This is a genomic window from Aquabacterium humicola (assembly GCF_030167915.1).
GTDB lineage: Bacteria > Pseudomonadota > Gammaproteobacteria > Burkholderiales > Burkholderiaceae_C > Pseudaquabacterium > Pseudaquabacterium humicola.
In genome coordinates, this window is record NZ_JARGNB010000001.1 from 1953848 (window position 1) to 1969745 (window position 15898).

The 15898-nt window shown below is 69.2% G+C and carries 16 protein-coding genes; 1 reads left to right on the forward strand and 15 read right to left on the reverse strand.

The window, feature by feature from the left end:
- Position 1 precedes the first annotated feature (1 nt).
- Positions 2–799: a PP2C family protein-serine/threonine phosphatase gene (locus tag P1K89_RS08645; protein ID WP_284615975.1), complete on the forward strand. Its 798-nt coding sequence runs from the start codon at positions 2–4 to the stop codon at positions 797–799.
- Positions 800–828: 29 nt separating this feature from the next.
- Here the strand turns inward: P1K89_RS08645 and tagF are convergent, their stop codons facing one another.
- From tagF to rplO, 15 genes are all read right to left on the reverse strand, one after another.
- Positions 829–1521 (reverse strand): type VI secretion system-associated protein TagF, encoded by a 693-nt coding sequence (tagF, locus tag P1K89_RS08650; RefSeq protein WP_284615976.1) that lies wholly within the window; start codon positions 1519–1521, stop codon positions 829–831.
- Between the two features lie 22 nt (positions 1522–1543).
- Positions 1544–5110 carry a type VI secretion system membrane subunit TssM gene (gene tssM / locus P1K89_RS08655; RefSeq protein WP_284615977.1) on the reverse strand — a complete coding sequence of 1189 codons (3567 nt, stop codon included), beginning with the start codon at positions 5108–5110 and terminating at the stop codon, positions 1544–1546.
- Positions 5107–6465, reverse strand: a complete 1359-nt coding sequence (locus tag P1K89_RS08660; protein ID WP_284615978.1) for a DotU family type VI secretion system protein — start codon at positions 6463–6465, stop codon at positions 5107–5109. Before P1K89_RS08660 ends, tssM begins: the two co-directional genes overlap by 4 nt.
- 44 nt (positions 6466–6509) lie before the next feature.
- Positions 6510–7847 carry a type VI secretion system baseplate subunit TssK gene (tssK, locus tag P1K89_RS08665; protein ID WP_284615979.1) on the reverse strand — a complete coding sequence of 446 codons (1338 nt, stop codon included), beginning with the start codon at positions 7845–7847 and terminating at the stop codon, positions 6510–6512.
- A 10-nt stretch (positions 7848–7857) separates the two neighbouring features.
- Entirely contained in the window at positions 7858–8373 is a 516-nt protein-coding gene (tssJ, locus tag P1K89_RS08670) for a type VI secretion system lipoprotein TssJ (protein WP_284615980.1), read from the reverse strand.
- Positions 8374–8617: 244 nt separating this feature from the next.
- Positions 8618–10393: a protein-disulfide reductase DsbD gene (dsbD, locus tag P1K89_RS08675; protein WP_284615981.1), complete on the reverse strand. Its 1776-nt coding sequence runs from the start codon at positions 10391–10393 to the stop codon at positions 8618–8620.
- Positions 10394–10501: 108 nt separating this feature from the next.
- Positions 10502–10900: a 50S ribosomal protein L17 gene (gene rplQ, locus P1K89_RS08680; RefSeq protein WP_284615982.1), complete on the reverse strand. Its 399-nt coding sequence runs from the start codon at positions 10898–10900 to the stop codon at positions 10502–10504.
- A 71-nt stretch (positions 10901–10971) separates the two neighbouring features.
- Positions 10972–11958 (reverse strand): DNA-directed RNA polymerase subunit alpha, encoded by a 987-nt coding sequence (locus P1K89_RS08685; RefSeq protein ID WP_284615983.1) that lies wholly within the window; start codon positions 11956–11958, stop codon positions 10972–10974.
- A gap of 156 nt (positions 11959–12114) precedes the next feature.
- A complete protein-coding gene (rpsD, locus tag P1K89_RS08690) occupies positions 12115–12738 on the reverse strand; it encodes a 30S ribosomal protein S4 (RefSeq protein WP_284615984.1) in 624 nt (207 codons plus the stop codon).
- 217 nt (positions 12739–12955) lie between these two features.
- Entirely contained in the window at positions 12956–13360 is a 405-nt protein-coding gene (gene rpsK / locus P1K89_RS08695; protein ID WP_173121489.1) for a 30S ribosomal protein S11, read from the reverse strand.
- Between the two features lie 27 nt (positions 13361–13387).
- The gene (gene rpsM / locus P1K89_RS08700; RefSeq protein ID WP_284615985.1) at positions 13388–13753 is read right to left on the reverse strand and encodes a 30S ribosomal protein S13; all 366 of its coding nucleotides are present in this window, start codon (positions 13751–13753) and stop codon (positions 13388–13390) included.
- Between the two features lie 17 nt (positions 13754–13770).
- On the reverse strand, positions 13771–13884 hold the full coding sequence (gene rpmJ / locus P1K89_RS08705) for a 50S ribosomal protein L36 (RefSeq protein ID WP_035036301.1): 114 nt from the start codon (positions 13882–13884) through the stop codon (positions 13771–13773).
- A gap of 19 nt (positions 13885–13903) precedes the next feature.
- Positions 13904–14122, reverse strand: a complete 219-nt coding sequence (infA, locus tag P1K89_RS08710) for a translation initiation factor IF-1 (RefSeq protein ID WP_011830996.1) — start codon at positions 14120–14122, stop codon at positions 13904–13906.
- Positions 14123–14125: 3 nt separating this feature from the next.
- Positions 14126–15436, reverse strand: a complete 1311-nt coding sequence (secY, locus tag P1K89_RS08715; protein WP_284615986.1) for a preprotein translocase subunit SecY — start codon at positions 15434–15436, stop codon at positions 14126–14128.
- Between the two features lie 29 nt (positions 15437–15465).
- Positions 15466–15897, reverse strand: a complete 432-nt coding sequence (gene rplO, locus P1K89_RS08720) for a 50S ribosomal protein L15 (RefSeq protein WP_284615987.1) — start codon at positions 15895–15897, stop codon at positions 15466–15468.
- Position 15898 lies beyond the last annotated feature (1 nt).

The window sequence follows — 15898 nt, forward strand, 5'->3', positions numbered from 1 at the left end:
CGTGCTGCAGATCCGCATCGCCAGCAAGACCGACCGCGGCGCACGTCAGGGCAACGAAGACGACCTGCGGTGGGGTACGGCCGGTAGCGGCTGGTACGCCGTCGTCGCCGATGGCGCGGGCGGCCACCGCCGCGGCGCCGAAGCGGCGCAGCGGGCGGTCACCAGCGTCGAAGCGGCCCTGTGCGACCCCATGCTCGCCTTCTCGCCGGCCGCGATGACGCAGGTGGTGCGTGCCGCGCATGCGGTGGTCCAGAGCCACCAGGACTCGAACGACCTCAGCGCCCGCATGCACTGCACGGTGGTCGCGCTGTGGATCGACGGGCAGACCAGCCATGCGCTGTGGTCGCATGTCGGCGATTCGAGGCTCTACCGCATCCGCCGCGGCGTCACCGACCTCGTCACCGCCGACGACAGCGTCGTGCAGCGCATGGTGCAGGCCGGGCTGATCACCGCCGCGCAGGCCAGCACCCACCCGCAGAAGAACCAGCTGCTCTCCGCCCTGGGCATCGACGGCGACGTGCAGCCGCACACCGTCGTGCGCCCGGTCGAGCTGCAGGACGGCGACGCCTTCCTGCTGTGCACCGACGGCTGGTGGGACCCGCTCGACGCGCTTCAGCTCGCCGACACGCTGGGCCACTCGCGCACGCCCCAGGAATGGCTGACGCTGATGGAGCAGCGCATCGTCGCGCACGCCAACCCCAAGCAGGACAACTTCAGCGCCGTCGCGGTGTGGGTCGGCGACCCCACCGACGTCACGCGTTATCGCCCGGACGACACGGTGCCGCGGTTCCGGCGCTGAGGTTCAGGCCCGGCGTTCCGAGGCCTTCTTCACCAGGCCCCGGTCAGCAGCTCCGAGAAGCTCGCCGGGTCCGGCAGGCCGGGCCCCAGGCTGAAGCTGCCTTCGCGGCCACCGTCGCCGACCGGCCACCAGAAGCTGTGGCCGGTATTGCGCCCGTGCAGCTCGCTGACGGCGAGGCCGTGCAGCAGCTGGCCGAGCGAGGCGCCGGCGGCCACCGCGAAGCGCTCGCGGCCCGGCGTGGCACCGCGCTGCTGCGGCACCATCAGCGGGCCGTTGCTCGGCCACGGCGGTGCCTGCGCGAGCGCGGCCTCGAACGCGTCGAGCGTCGACGGCTCGCCGAGCGTGGACATCGCCGCGCGCGCGACGTGCATCCACCACAGGTCGAGGTGGTCGAAGCCGATGCGGTCGATCGGCGGGCGGTCGCGCCGCTGCACGACGAGCAGCGGGTAGTAGCGGCCGACGTTGTCGCAGCTGGGCATCAGCACGCCGAACCACCAGTCGCGGTCGATCACGCCGGGCGCCCACGCGAAGCGCCAGACCGGCGCGCCGAGGTAGACCTCGAGCCAGCGGGCGCCCAGCACCTGCTGGCTGGCGGCGATGGACCGCGCCAGCCAGTTGTCGCAGGCGCGCACGAAGTCGGGCGGCACGCGGCGCGACGCGAAGTCGCCCAGCGAGGACAGCTTGCCCCACCAGCCGGGTGGCTCGTGCGGGAGGCCGTTCATCGCTGCCCTCGAACGCCTTGCGTCACAGCCCGGTGGGACAACCGAACTGCCGCAGGTCCGGCATGCGGAAGGGGTTGCGCACGCTGCTGGTCGTGACGTCGAAGACCGCCTTGCGGCCATCGAGGTCGAAGGTCGCGCGGAACTTCTCCGGCGCCGAGCCGGGCTGGATCGTCACGCGGTCGAACAGGCGCAGCAGCGCCCACGGGCCGTCGTTGACCATGCCGCCCGACGGCGTGCCCATCACCCGCACCTGGCCCGAGCCGCGCGGGCCCGGCCACTGCACGACGGTGGGGATCTGCGGGCCGTGCGCATAACGCACGACCTGACCGTCCACGTCGAGCACGAACTGCGTCATCGCGGGGTCCATCTCGACCGGCTTGAACTCCAGGCGCAGGGTCGCGGCCTGGCCACCGGGGCCGAAGAAGGTCTCCTTGATCGCCGCGGCGCGCTGGAACTGCGGCAGCTGGCCATGGTCGGTGCCCAGCGGCGTGCCGTCGACCGGGCGGAAGCTCCAAGGCCGCGTGCTGGTGTCGACATAGGGCGCGAGCTTCTGCTGCAGCAGCAGGTCGAACTTGCCGCCGGGGCCGAACAGCGTCGCGAAGTCGGCCTGCGTGACGTCGCGCGTCGAGCCGGGGTCGAACGGGTAGCGGCCGGCGACGGCCTGCTGGCAGAACTCGCCGATCTGCGAGCGCACGTCGCGCGCCAGCGACTCGCGCAGCTGGATCAGCGCCACCTTCGAGCTCGCCGAGCCCAGGTTCTCGAGCATCGAGCGCACCGGCTCCGGCGCGTTCGCGGCCTCGGCCTTCAGCTGGTTCGGCAGCGGCGACGCCGGTGGCGCTGCGCCGCCCTTGAGCGCGGCCTCCACCGAGGTCAGCAGCACCTGAAGTTCGCCCAGGCGCGCGACGACCCCTTCGATGGGCGCCTTGCCGCCTTCCGGCGCGGTGACGAGGCGGCGCAGGCCCACGAAGCGGTCGTCGACGATGCTCTCGATGCGCGCTTCCGGCGCGCCGGTGGTCGAAGGCCGCGCGCCGATCTTGCTGAGGATCTTGCTCGTCACGCTGGCGCGCGCGCTGTCCGCCGCCGATTCCAGCGAGCCGAAGCCGGTGAGCAGCGTGGTCTCCCGCGACATCGCCTTGAGCAGCGGGATCATCGGGCTGTCGGGTGCGGCGAGCAGGCGCGTGGTCTGCACCGACTGCGAGATGCTGGTCACCGGCACCAGGCGCACGTCGGCGATGAAGTCGGTCCAGGTGGACGCGTACTCGTTGAGGTAGATGCGGCGCACGTCGTCGACCAGCTTGTCCGACAGCAGCGCGCCGGCGGACTTCGGCGTCGGGTTCTTGATCGCCAGCACCCACTCCTGCTCGTCGTCGAGCTGCTTGGCGACGTCGCCGACCACCGACTGGAAGCCCTTGTGGTAGCCGTTGTAGCTGAACAGGCCCGGCACCCCCTTGGTCAGCGGCTGGCCGCTGACGCGGGTGAACACCAGCGGCGCGTTGCCGCCGCCGGCCTTGACGACGGTGAACTCAGGGAACTCGGCGCCCAGGCCTTGCGTGCGCAGCCGGTTGTAGACACGCTGCGGCAGCGAGACGGAGGCCAGCTGCAATCGCGTCGTATCGATCAGCCCCTTGTCCTGCGGCAGCGGCGATACCGCGGCGCCCTGCACCAGCAGCGCGTCGAGGTGGCGCGACAGCTGCTCGCGCTGCTCGGTCGACAGCTCGCGGCCCAGGCGCGCATCCCAGTCCGACTCGACGTGGGCCTTCAGGGCCTTGGCGTCGAAGTGGTCTGGGTCGTACATCATCAGGTAGGCCTTCAGGGCCTCGTACTGCGACTCCTGCTGCGATGCGCCGGAGCGCAGCTGCTCCTCGACGCGGATCGCCAGCCGCGGCAGCATCGCGTCGATCAGCATGCGGTCGTAGACCGCGCGCGCGGCGCTGTCCAGGCGCTTGCCCTGGTAGAGGCCGAAGCCCCAGGACCATGGCACGTCGCCCTCGCCGAGCCCGGTACCCGCCACGGCAAGGCCGCGCGTCGCTTCGAGCGCGTTGACGATCGGGCTCAGGTTCGACGACGCGCGGTTCGGCGTCTCCTGCACCTGGCGCTTGACCTGGTCGACCCGCGCCGACACCTGCTCGACGTAGCGCTTGTTGTTGCCGTAGCTGATGCTCCACGCGACGAGGGTGCCGATCGACAGCACGCCGATGCCGGCGTACGCGGCGATGACCATCGCCTGTCGCTTGCGCTCCCAGCCGATGTTGGTGCCGGCCAGGCCCTGCTCGGCGAAGACGACTTCGGTCAGCAGCCGCGACAGGAAGTAGCTGCGGCCGCTGGCCTGCTGCGGCGCGAGCACCGCGCGTTCGAGCTGGTACTGGCGCGCGATCGAACCGAGCATGCGATCGATCGGCGTGCCCTCCTGCGTGCCGCTGACGAAGTAGACGCCGCGCAGCAGCGGCTGCGCTTCATACGGCGACGGCGAGAACACCGACTCGACGAATTCCTGCAGCACGCCGCGCAGGTTCGCGAACTGGCCCGGGAAACCGTAGATGCGCGACCGGCGCTGCGGATCGGGCTCGGACTGCAGGCGGTCGATCAGGCCGTCGGACAGGCGCTGCAGCAGCTGGTCGAACTCGGGCCCCAGCTCGCTGGTCGGCGGCTGCTTCGGCAGGCCGGTCTTGTCGAGCGCGAAGGTGAAGCCCCAGGGCTCGGCACGCTGGGCCTTGTCGATCGAGCCGAACATCTCCATGAAGCCGGCCAGCAGGTCGCACTTGGTGACCAGCAGGTAGATCGGGAAGCGGATGTTGAGCTTCTCGTGCAGTTCCTGCACGCGCTGACGCACGGTGGCCGCGTGGCGCGCGCGTTCGGCGCCGGACTTGGCGATCAGGTCGGCTACCGACACGGTGACCAGCACGCCGTTGAGCGGCTGGCGCGGGCGCGAGCGCTTGAGCATGCCGAGGAAGCCGGACCACGTGGCGCTGTCGGTGGCCTGGTCGCTGTCCTGCGTCGTGAAGCGGCCGGCCGTGTCGATCAGCACCGCCTGGTCGGTGAACCACCAGTCGCAGTTGCGGGTGCCGCCGACGCCGCGCACCGCGTGGTCGCCCACCGCGTCGGCGAGCGGGAACTGCAGGCCCGAGTTGCGCAGCGCGGTCGTCTTGCCCGAGCCGGGCGCGCCGATGATCATGTACCAGGGCAGCTCGTAGAGGTACTTGCCGCCGAAGCGCGCCGCGAGCCCGCCCTTGCCGCCGCCGAAGCGCGCCTTGCGCAGCGTGCCCAGCGCCTGCTCGAAGCGCTGGCGCACGGCGACCAGGTCCGCGCTCTCCTGCGCCGCCGGTGCGCCGGGGGTGGCGGGCTGCGCGATCAGTTGGTCGACGACCTGGTTGTTGCCGCGACGCTTGCGCAGCACCGACAGCGTCGCCCAGATCACGAACAGCAGCACCAGCACGCCGATCGTGATCCAGCGGGCGCGCTCGCTGTCCAGCGGGCGCGCCTCGCCGATCGCGATGATCGGGCCGATGAACCAGATGATGAAAGCCAGCGCGAGCAGCAGCACCGCGCCGAGCACGAAGCGGTTGAAGATCCAGCCGAGCACCTTCTTCATTTCTTGGCTCCGCTGGCCGGGGCCGCCGGCGCGCCACCGGCAGCCGGGCGCGGCGCGAAGTTGTCGGTGCGCGTGGTCAATAACGTGATTTCGACGCGGCGGTTCAAGGAGCGGTTGGCGGGTGTGTCGTTGGGCGCGACGGGTTCGCCGTCGGCGCGGCCCTCGGCCTTCACGCGGTCGGCCTGCACGCCGCGCGCGATCAGCAGGTCGCGCACCTCACGCGCACGCTCCTCGGACAGGTGCCAGTTCGACGGGAAGCGCGCAGTGCGCAGCGGCTGGTTGTCGGTGTGGCCGGTGACCAGCACCGCGCCGCCGACCTTCGCGAGGGCATCGGCGATGCGGCCCATCAGCACCTCGCGCTCGGGCACCAGCGTCGCGCTGCCGGACGGGAACAGCCCGTCGCCGCGCACGGTGACGACGCTGCGGTCGACCTCGTCGCGCACGGCCACGAGGCTGGCCTTGATGTCCGCCTGCAGGAATTGCGCGAGCCGCGGCACCGGTGCCGGCTGGGCGACGGGCGCTACCGGCGGCGCCAGCCGCAGGCTCTGGATCTGGCCGTAGACCGGGTCGGTGATGCTGCCGAGCCGGAAGACGAACACCGTGTAGATGCCCACCAGCAGCAGCAGCGCGAGCGCCGCGGTGACCGCCAGCGGCAGCCAGCTCAGCGCGCGGCGGCGCTGCATCGGCTGGCCCTGCCAGTGCTGCGCCAGCGCCGGGGCGTAGGGGCCGCGCTGCTGGCGGATGATCTGCGCCAGCTTGTCGCGCACCGCCTCGAGCTGCGCGCGGCCGTTGTCGATGACGCGGTAGCGGCCTTCGAAGCCGAGCGCCACCGCGGCATAGATCAGCTCGAGCAGGTCGCGGTTCTGGTCCGGCTTCTCCGCCAGGCGGGCCATCAGCTGGAAGACCTTCTCGCCGCCGAAGACCTCGTTGTGGAAGCTCGCCAGCAAGCTGTTGCGACCCCAGACGCCGGAACCGCCCCAGGGCGTGTCGCCGGCCGCCTCGTCGAGCATCGTGCACAGGACATAGCGCGCGGCCATCACGCGCTCCGGCGGGATGCCGCGCTGGTGGGCCGCCGCTTCGAAGTCGCGCACGCTCTGCGCCAGCGCCGCGCGCAGCGCGGCCGGGTCGGCGACCTGGCGCGTCTTGCGGATCTGCGGCACGGTCATCAGGAGCTTGTTGGCCACGGCGAGCAGCGGGTTCAACCCGTGCTCGGCGAGCGCGCCTTCGGCCGCCTGCGCATCACCGACGACGGTGGCGCCCTCGACCGGCCGCGAGCCGGTGAAGCCACCGGGTGTCGGCTTGATGAAAGTGCGCTGGCCGTCGAGCTGCGCGAAGGGATCGTTGGACGGATCCATGTGTCAGGACTTCGGTGGATCGTCGTGCATCGACGGGTGGTGGGTCAGACCTGGCGGATGGCCCAGAGCTCGAGCTCGAGGCCTGGGAAATCGCCGGCGACGTGCAGCGCGAGGCTGCCGCTGCGTTCGAGCTGCTTCCACAGCTCGCCCTGGCGCTCGACCTCGAAGTAGTGGAAGCCGGCGTGGTACGGCAGTTGCCGTGGCGCGACCGGCAGGCTGTTCAGCACGATGCCGGGCAGCTGCAGGTTCACGAGGTCGCGAATGCGATCGACCGGTCCGAGCTTCGACTGCGCCGGGAAGCGCTGGCGCAGCTGTTCGGCGGGCAACTGCGCGTTGACCGCCAGCACGAAGCCGGCCGAACGCAGCAGTTCGCCATCGGCGATGACCGCGGTGCGCACACCATGGCTGCGGTCGATCAGCTCGATCTGCACCGCATGGCGCTGCAGTTCCACCGACAGTAGCTCGCGCAGGTGCTCGATCACCGGGCCGAAGACGTGCTGCAGGTCGTCGTGCTTGTAGACCGGGTAGTCGGGCGGATGGCGCCGCGGCGCCTGGAAGGTCGACAGGTCGCCGGCGAGCTCGACGCAGCCAAGGTAGAAATCCCAGGGATGCACGCTCGGCGCCCCGGCGAACTGGCGGAACACCGGCTCCGCGCGGTTCAGCGACAGCAGCATCAGGAAGTCGGCGACCTCCGAGACGCCCTTGCCCATCTGGCCCATGCGCGCGGCGAGCAGGCGCGCACGCTGTTGGACCAGCCCGTGCAGCAGGCCGGCGAGTGCCGACAACTGGCCGCTGGCCTCGATGCGCGTCTGCGGCGCGTAGTAGCCGCGGTCGAGCACCAGCTGGCCGTCGCTGCGTTTCTCGATGACCCGCGCGACGCCGAGCACGGCATAGGCATCGCTCGCATCGCGCGCACGCATCAGGCGCAGGTTCAACGCGCCGGTCTGGATGGGCTCCGGGTCGTCGCCGGCATTCGTGTGGTCGCGCAGTTCGGTGTCCACCGCGCGCAGGCGGCAGAGCTCGTCGCCATGGCCATCGCCGAAGTCGACTTCCGTGACGCCGGCACGCGCGAGCGGCGCGGCCAGGCAGACGAGCTCGCCCTTCATGTCGTCGGCGACGTCGCAGGGCACCGGCACCGCGTCGACGTCGGGAAACGAGAACGGCGTGCCGTCGGGCAGGATGCCGCTGCCGCGGACCAGGCCGAGGCGGCCGAGCGCGAGCTGCGCTTCGTCGAGCACCAGCTCGGCGAAGCCCCACGCATACGGATGGGCGGCGCGCGTGCGGCTGTCGACCAGCTGCTCGACGAAGCGCGATTCCTGCTGGAAGTGGTGGGGCTGCAGGAACATGCCCTGCGACCAGACCACCCGGTTGCGTGAGCTCATGACGTGGCGATCACGGCTTGACTTCGACGGCCAGCGCCAGGTCGCCGGCGCGGATCGACAACTGCTGGGCCTTGTTCGGCTGCACCGGCACGACGGCGCGCCACGTGGCCTTCTCGAGGTTGCGGTAGGCGCCGAAGACACCGATGAACCGCGTGTCCGCACCCAGCGTCTTCTTGATCGGTCGGCTCTCGCCCGGCTGCAGCATGATCTCTTCGCGTGCGACCAGGTCGGCGGCCAGCGCGGCCTGGTCGCCCTGGTACAGCGACATGAAGTCGGCACTGTTGAAGGCGGACGGGGACTTCAGCTCATAGACCCGCACCAGCAGCGGCGAGGGCCGCTGGTTCACGCTGAGGTTCAGTTGGGGCGAGGCCTGGATCGCGCCGTCGACCGTGGTCGGCGGTGGCGGCTTCGGTGGACTGGAACAGCCGCCCAGACCGAGCATCACACCGGCCGCCGTCGCCAGGGCGAGCGCCCCGGCCCACGCGGGTACGCTGCGGGCCCGACCCGCGAGAACACCTGAGTTCAATGCACGCTCCTGTCAGTGCCGCCGGCCGCCCGAAGGCACTGACGCGTCCCCGGCAGGGGATGGCGAACGAGGCGAGCTTGGGGGCCGGTCATCCTTGGGCAAGGATAAGCAGCGGCCGCTCAGGGTCGGCGTGACTTAGGTAATCCGGTGGAGCGCCGATCGCCCGGCAGGGCCGCGCGCCGTGCTCGATGTCCGGCTCGCCGGAAGCATGCTCGGCGGCCGGCATGGCCGCCGGGCCGCGCCTTCAAAGCCCCGCGTCGCCGAGCGAACGCTGGAAGCGGCTCGCGCTCTGGAAGCCCACCACGCGCGCGGCGCCGATCTCGCGCCCGGCGGTGTCGAAGAACAGCGTGCCGGGCGGGCCGAAGAGGCCGAAGCGCCGCAGCAGCGCGCGGTCGTCGGCGGTATTGCCGGTGACGTCGACCTTCAGCAGCAGCGCGTTGCCCAGCCGCGGCGCAACCTGGGCGTGGCGGAACGTGAAGCGCTCCATCTCCTTGCAGGCGACGCACCAGTCGGCGTAGACGTCGAGCATCACCGGCCGGCCTGCACCCGCCAGCATGGCCTCCAACTCGGCGACCGTGCGCACGCGCTGGAAGCGCAGGGCGTTTGCCGATGTCGCCGTGCCCTCGGCCCAATGTGCCCACGGCTGCAGCGGGTCGCGGCCGCCGGTCGCGGCGGCCACCAGCTGCAGCAGGCCGATGCCCAACGCCACGACACCCGCGGCGCGCTGAAGCCCGGCCCTTCCGGCCGGCGTCGCCGTGGTGCGACGGGCGATCGCCGCCTTCAGCAGCAGGCCGGCGACCACCAGCAGCAGCACACCCCACAGCGCAAGCACCGCAGCCGCCGGCAGCACCGGTTGCGCGATCCAGATCGCCACCGCCAGCATCAGCACGCCGAACAGGCGCTTGATGCCGAACATCCATGGACCCGACTTCGGCAGCCAGCGGCCGGAGGAGCCGCCGAGCACGAGCAGGGGCACGCTCATGCCGATCGCCATCGCGAACAAGGCGCCGCCGCCGAGCACCACGTCGCGGCTCTGGCTGATGAACAGCAGCGCCGCGGCCAAGGGGGCGCTAACGCAGGGGCTGACGATGAGCGCCGACAGCCCGCCCATCATGAAAACGCCGAACAGCTGGCCGGCGCGCATGCGGTTGCAGTGCTGCGAGACGTGCGAGGTGAAGCGCGACGGCAGTCGCAACTGGTAGACGTCGAACATCGACAGCGACAGCACGGCCAGCAGCACGGCGAAGGTGCCGATCGCCCACGGCGTCTGCAGGGCGGCCGCGAAGCCTTCCCCGGCCAGGCCGGCAGCGACGCCGAGCGCGGTGTAGACCAGCGCCATGCCGAGCGAGTAGCTCGCGGCCAGGGCGAGCCCGCGACCGCGGCGAGGCTGATGGTGGGTGCCGACGATGATCGACGACAGGATCGGCAGCATCGGCAGCACGCAAGGCGTCAGCGACAGCAGCAGGCCGACGCCGAGGAAGACCCCGGCGATGCGCCAGAAGTGACCGGACGCCAGCGCGGCCTCGACCATCGAGCCTCCGGCGGCCGAGCCTGCCGTCGGGCGGGCCGCGGTCGAGACGATCTGCGCCGGGTCGAGGCGAGCGACGCTGGTCATCGGCGGATAGCACAGGCCGGCATCGGCGCAGCCTTGCGACGTCACCTTGAGCGTGTACGGGGCCGAGGCGCCGATCGGCACGACGATGCGCAGGTCGCCGCGCAGGGTCTCGACGTTCTTCTGGAAGTTCTCGTCGTACTTGACCTTGCCGGCGGGGATGGCCGGCGTGCCGAGGCTTGCACCGTCGGCCGCGAAGAGGAATCGATCGCGGTAAAGGTAGTAGCCCGGCGCGACGACGAAGCTGACCTCGGCTTCGGTCGCGCTGACCGCGCGCGCCGAGAAGCGGAAGGCCTTCTCGGGTTCGAGGAAATCGTCCGCCGCACGCGCCATTCCGCCCGCCAGGATCAGCCAGGCCGCCAGCGCCAGCACGGCCAGCGCCCGGGTCAGGTGACGGAGGTGAATCATGGGTGGATTGTCGCGCGGTGATCCGCCCGGAGCTTGCGCGGGGACAGAACGAAAAAAGGGCCGGCGTGAACGCTGGCCCTTTCTGTGTCGCTTGTCGGCGCGCCGAACTTACTCGGCGCTCGCCTCGGCGGCGTCGGCAGCCACCGGCTCCGGCCGATCGACCAGCTCGACGAAGGCCAGCGGAGCGTTGTCGCCGACGCGGAAGCCCATCTTCAGGATGCGGGTGTAGCCGCCCGGACGGGTCTGGTAGCGCGGGCCCAGCTCGTTGAAGAGCTTGGTCACGATGTCGCGGTCGCGCAGGCGGTTGAAGGCGAGGCGGCGGTTGGCCAGCGTCGGCGTCTTCGCCAGCGTGATCAGCGGCTCGACGACGCGACGCAGCTCCTTGGCCTTCGGGACCGTGGTCTTGATCGCTTCGTGCTGCAGCAGCGAGACGCACATGTTGCGCAGCATCGCCTGGCGATGCTCGCTGGTGCGGTTGAGTTTGCGGAGTCCGTGTCCGTGACGCATGGTGCTTTCCTTTCCTTATGAGACCGCCAGCCGTGTCAGGTACTGGCGGGTGCACGCGTGCGCTGAGTGGTTCAGCGCTTGTCCAGGCCCTGCGGGGGCCAGTTCTCGAGGCGCGCGCCGAGCGTGAGGCCACGCGAGGCGAGCACTTCCTTGATTTCATTGAGCGACTTGCGGCCGAGGTTCGGCGTCTTCAGCAGCTCGGTCTCGGTGCGCTGGATCAGGTCGCCGATGTAGTAGATGTTCTCGGCCTTCAGGCAGTTGGCCGAACGAACCGTCAGCTCGAGCTCGTCGACCGGGCGCAGCAGGATCGGATCGAAGTTGTCCTTGCGCGGCTGTTCGCTGGCGAAGCTCAGCGGCTCGGTGCCTTCCAGGCCGGTGAAGACCACCAGCTGGTCCACCAGGATCTTGGCCGACGCGCGGATCGCTTCCTCGGGCGAGATCGCGCCGTTGGTCTCGATCTCCATCACCAGCTTGTCGAGGTCGGTGCGCTGCTCGACGCGGGCATTCTCGACGGCGTACGACACGCGGCGCACCGGCGAGAACGAGGCGTCCAGCACGATGCGGCCGATCGACTTGGTCGGTTCGTCGCCATAGCGGCGCAGGTTGCCCGGCACGTAGCCGCGGCCCTTCTCGACCTTGATCTGCATGTCGAGCTTGCCGCCCTGCGCCAGGTGGGCGATGACGTGATCGGGGTTGATGATCTCGACGTCGTGCGGCGTCTGGATGTCGGCCGCGGTGACCGCGCCTTCACCTTCCTTGCGCAGCACCAGGGTCACTTCGTCGCGGTTGTGCAGACGGAAGACGACGCCCTTGAGGTTCAGCATGATGTGCACGACGTCTTCGGCCACGCCGTCGACCGTCGAGTACTCGTGCAGAACGCCGGCGATGGTGACTTCCGTCGGCGCGTAACCCACCATCGACGACAGCAGCACGCGACGCAGCGCGTTGCCAAGCGTGTGGCCGTAGCCGCGCTCGAACGGCTCGAGCGTGACCTTGGCGCGGTGGCCGCCGAGCGGCTCCACCTGGATGGCTTTGGGTTTCAGCAGGTTGGTTTGCATCTGGTCTCAGTTCCTCTCAATACCCTCGGCTCGTTACACCGATAAGGCTGGCGGACCTGCCGGGCTTGGTTGTCGGCGTTGCGTGTCCGGCACGCGCAACGCCCTGGCCGGGCCGGGCCGACAGGTCGTCTGGCCCGCACCCGCTCCTCGTTCGGATTAGCGCGAGTACAACTCGACGATCAGCGATTCGTTGATGTCCGAACCGAACTCGTCGCGGTCCGGCACCTTCTTGAAGACGCCTTCGAGCTTGCTGCCGTCGACCTGGACCCAGCCCGGCATGCCGATCGACTCGGCCAGCTTGACGGCGTCGGTGACGCGCAGCTGCTTCTTGGCCTTCTCGCGCAGCGCGATGACGTCGCCGGCCTTGACCAGGTACGACGGGATGTTGACGACCTTGCCGTTGACCATGATGGCCTGGTGCGACACCAGCTGCCGCGCTTCGGCGCGCGTCGAGCCGAAGCCCATGCGGTAGACGACGTTGTCCAGGCGCGACTCGAGGATGAACAGCAGGTTCGCGCCGGTGTTGCCCCGGCGGCGCTCGGCCTCGGCAAAGTAGCGGCGGAACTGGCGCTCGAGCACGCCGTACATGCGCTTGACCTTCTGCTTCTCGCGCAGCTGCAGGCCGAAGTCGGAGGTGCGGGCACCGGAGGTGCGGCCGTGCTGGCCGGGCTTGGTGTCGAACTTGGCCTTGTCGCTGATGGCGCGGCGGGCGCTCTTCAGGTAGAGGTCGGTGCCTTCACGGCGGGCCAGCTTGGCCTTGGGTCCGAGGTAACGTGCCACGTTGCTTCCTTAGGTGTTTCTGACGCGAGGCGGTGTCGCGCGAGTCTGGCGGGTGTTGTGATGAACGCTCAGACGGTGGGCTTGTGGAGGGTGGCCGGCGCCGGCGGGCCGACAGCGGAAACCCTCAACGAAATTGCCGGCGGGTGCTTTCGGCACCGCCGGCGAACGGAAAACTGCTCATTATAGCGGCATCGCTGCCGCTCGAATCGAGCCCCGCTTAGATGCGGCGGCGCTTCTGGGGGCGGCAACCGTTGTGCGGCACCGGCGTCACGTCGCTGATCGAGTTGATGCGGATACCCAGCGCGGCGAGCGCACGCACCGACGACTCGCGACCCGGGCCGGGGCCCTTGATCTTGACGTCGAGGTTCTTGATGCCCTGTTCCTGCGCGGCGCGGCCAGCCACTTCGGCCGCCACCTGCGCCGCGAACGGCGTCGACTTGCGCGAGCCCTTGAAGCCCTGGCCGCCCGACGAGGCCCAGGCGAGCGAGCTGCCCTGGCGATCGGTGATCGTGATGATGGTGTTGTTGAACGAGGCGTGCACGTGAGCGATGCCGTCCGCAACGTTCTTGCGGATCTTCTTGCTCACGCGGCGCGCCGCGGTATTGGCAGGTGCTTTGGCCATGTCGTTTCTCGATCAATCCTGGGTGGCTTACTTCTTCAGCGCGGCGGCACCCTTGCGCGGACCCTTGCGGGTGCGGGCATTGGTGCGGGTGCGCTGGCCGCGCAGCGGCAGGCCACGGCGATGCCGCAGGCCGCGGTAGCAGCCGAGGTCCATCAAGCGCTTGATGTTCATCGACAGTTCGCGGCGCAGGTCGCCTTCGATCGTCAGCTTGCCCACCTCTTCGCGGATGCGCTCGAGGTCGGAGTCGGTGAGATCCTTGATCTTCTTGGAGTAGGCGATGCCCACCGTCTCGCAGATCTTCTGCGCGGTCGTCCGGCCGATGCCGTAGATCGAAGTCAGGCCGATCTCAGCGTGCTTGTGCGGCGGAATGTTGATGCCAGCAATGCGTGCCATGTTCTGAACCTCTTATCTCAACCTTGACGCTGCTTGTGGCGCGGATCAGTGCAGATCACACGCACCACACCCTTGCGGCGGATGATCTTGCAGTTGCGGCACATCTTCTTGACCGATGCAGAGACTTTCATCGTCTTCTCCTTCAAGCACTCACTTCGCGCGGAACACGATGCGAGCGCGACTCAAATCGTAGGGCGTCAGTTCGACCGTCACCTTGTCGCCCGGCAGGATGCGGATGTAATGCATGCGCATCTTTCCCGAGATGTGACCGAGCACCACGTGCCCGTTCTCCAGCTTCACGCGAAAGGTGGCATTGGGAAGATTCTCGAGAATCTCACCCTGCATCTGGATGACGTCGTCCTTGGACATCTCTCAGCTTGCCTTGAAATTGGCTTTCTTCAAAAGCGACTCGTACTGCTGGCTCATCACGTACGACTGCACCTGCGCCCAGAAGTCCATCGTGACGACCACGATGATCAACAGGGAGGTGCCGCCGAAGTAGAACGGCACGTTGTACTTCAGCACCAGGAACTCCGGCAGCAGGCACACGCCGGTGATGTAGATCGCGCCGGCCAGCGTCAGCCGGGACAGGATCTTGTCGATATGACGAGCCGTCTGTTCTCCCGGGCGGATGCCCGGGATGAACGCGCCGCTCTTCTTCAGGTTGTCCGCGGTCTCGCGGCTGTTGAAGACGAGCGCCGTGTAGAAGAAGCAGAAGAACACGATCATCGCCGCGTACAGGAGCACGTAGATCGGCTGCCCTGGCGACAGTGCTGCCGAGATGTCCTTCAGCCAGCGCAGGCCGTCGCCGGTCGCGAACCACCCGACGATGGTCGCGGGCAGCAGGATGATCGACGACGCGAAGATCGGCGGGATCACGCCCGACATGTTCAGCTTCAGCGGCAGGTGCGACGACTGGCCCCCGTAGACCTTGTTGCCGACCTGGCGCTTGGCGTAGTTCACCAGGATCTTGCGTTGGCCGCGCTCGACGAACACCACCGCGAAGGTCACCAGCACGACCAGCGTGACGATGAACAGTGCGGCGATCGGACCCATCGCGCCGGTACGCACCAGCTCGAACAGCCCGCCGATGGCGCCCGGCAGACCCGCCGCGATACCGCCGAAGATCAGGATCGAGATGCCGTTGCCGAGGCCGCGCTCGGTGATCTGCTCGCCCAGCCACATCAGGAACATCGTGCCGGCCGTCAGGCTCACCACCGACGTGATGCGGAAGCCGAACCCCGGCGAGATCACCAGGCCCTGCGAACCTTCGAGCGCCAGTGCGATGCCCAGCGACTGGAAGATCGCCAGACCCAGCGTGCCGTACCGCGTGTACTGCGTGATCTTGCGACGCCCGGACTCGCCTTCCTTCTTCAGCGCTTCCAGCGTCGGGATCACGTAGGTCATCAACTGCATGATGATCGACGCGGAGATGTACGGCATGATGCCCAACGCGAACACCGTGAAGCGCGACAGCGCCCCGCCGGAGAACATGTTGAACAGGTTCAGGATGCCGCCCTGCTGGCTGTTGAACAGCTGCTGCATCTGGTTGGGGTCGATGCCCGGCACCGGGATGTGCGCCCCGACGCGGTAAACCACCAACGCGAGCAGCAAGAAGACAAGCCGGCGACGCAGGTCGCCGAACTTGCCGCTCTTGGCCAGCTGGTTTGCCGAAGTTGCCAACGTGAATGCCTACGCTCGAGGGGCCGCGATCAGGCCAGGCTGCCGCCGGCGGCTTCGATCGCCGCCTTGGCACCGGCGGTCGCGCCGAGGCCCTTGAGGCTGACCTTGCGCGACAGCTCGCCCGACTTGATGACCTTGACGTGACGGATCAGCTCGCCGACCAGGCCGGCAGCCTTCAGCGTCAGCAGGTCCACGTCGTCCTTGTCCAGGCGCTGCAGATCGGCGAGGGTGATCTCGCCGTTGAACTTCAGCTGGCGCGACTTGAAGCCGCGCTTGGGCAGGCGACGCTGCAGCGGCATCTGGCCGCCTTCGAAGCCGACCTTGTGGTAGCCACCGGCGCGCGAGTGCTGACCGTTGTGGCCGCGGCCCGCGGTCTTGCCCAGGCCCGAGCCCATGCCACGACCGACGCGGCGCTTGGCATGCTTGGCGCCCGTGGCGGGCTTGATGGTGTTGAGTTGCATG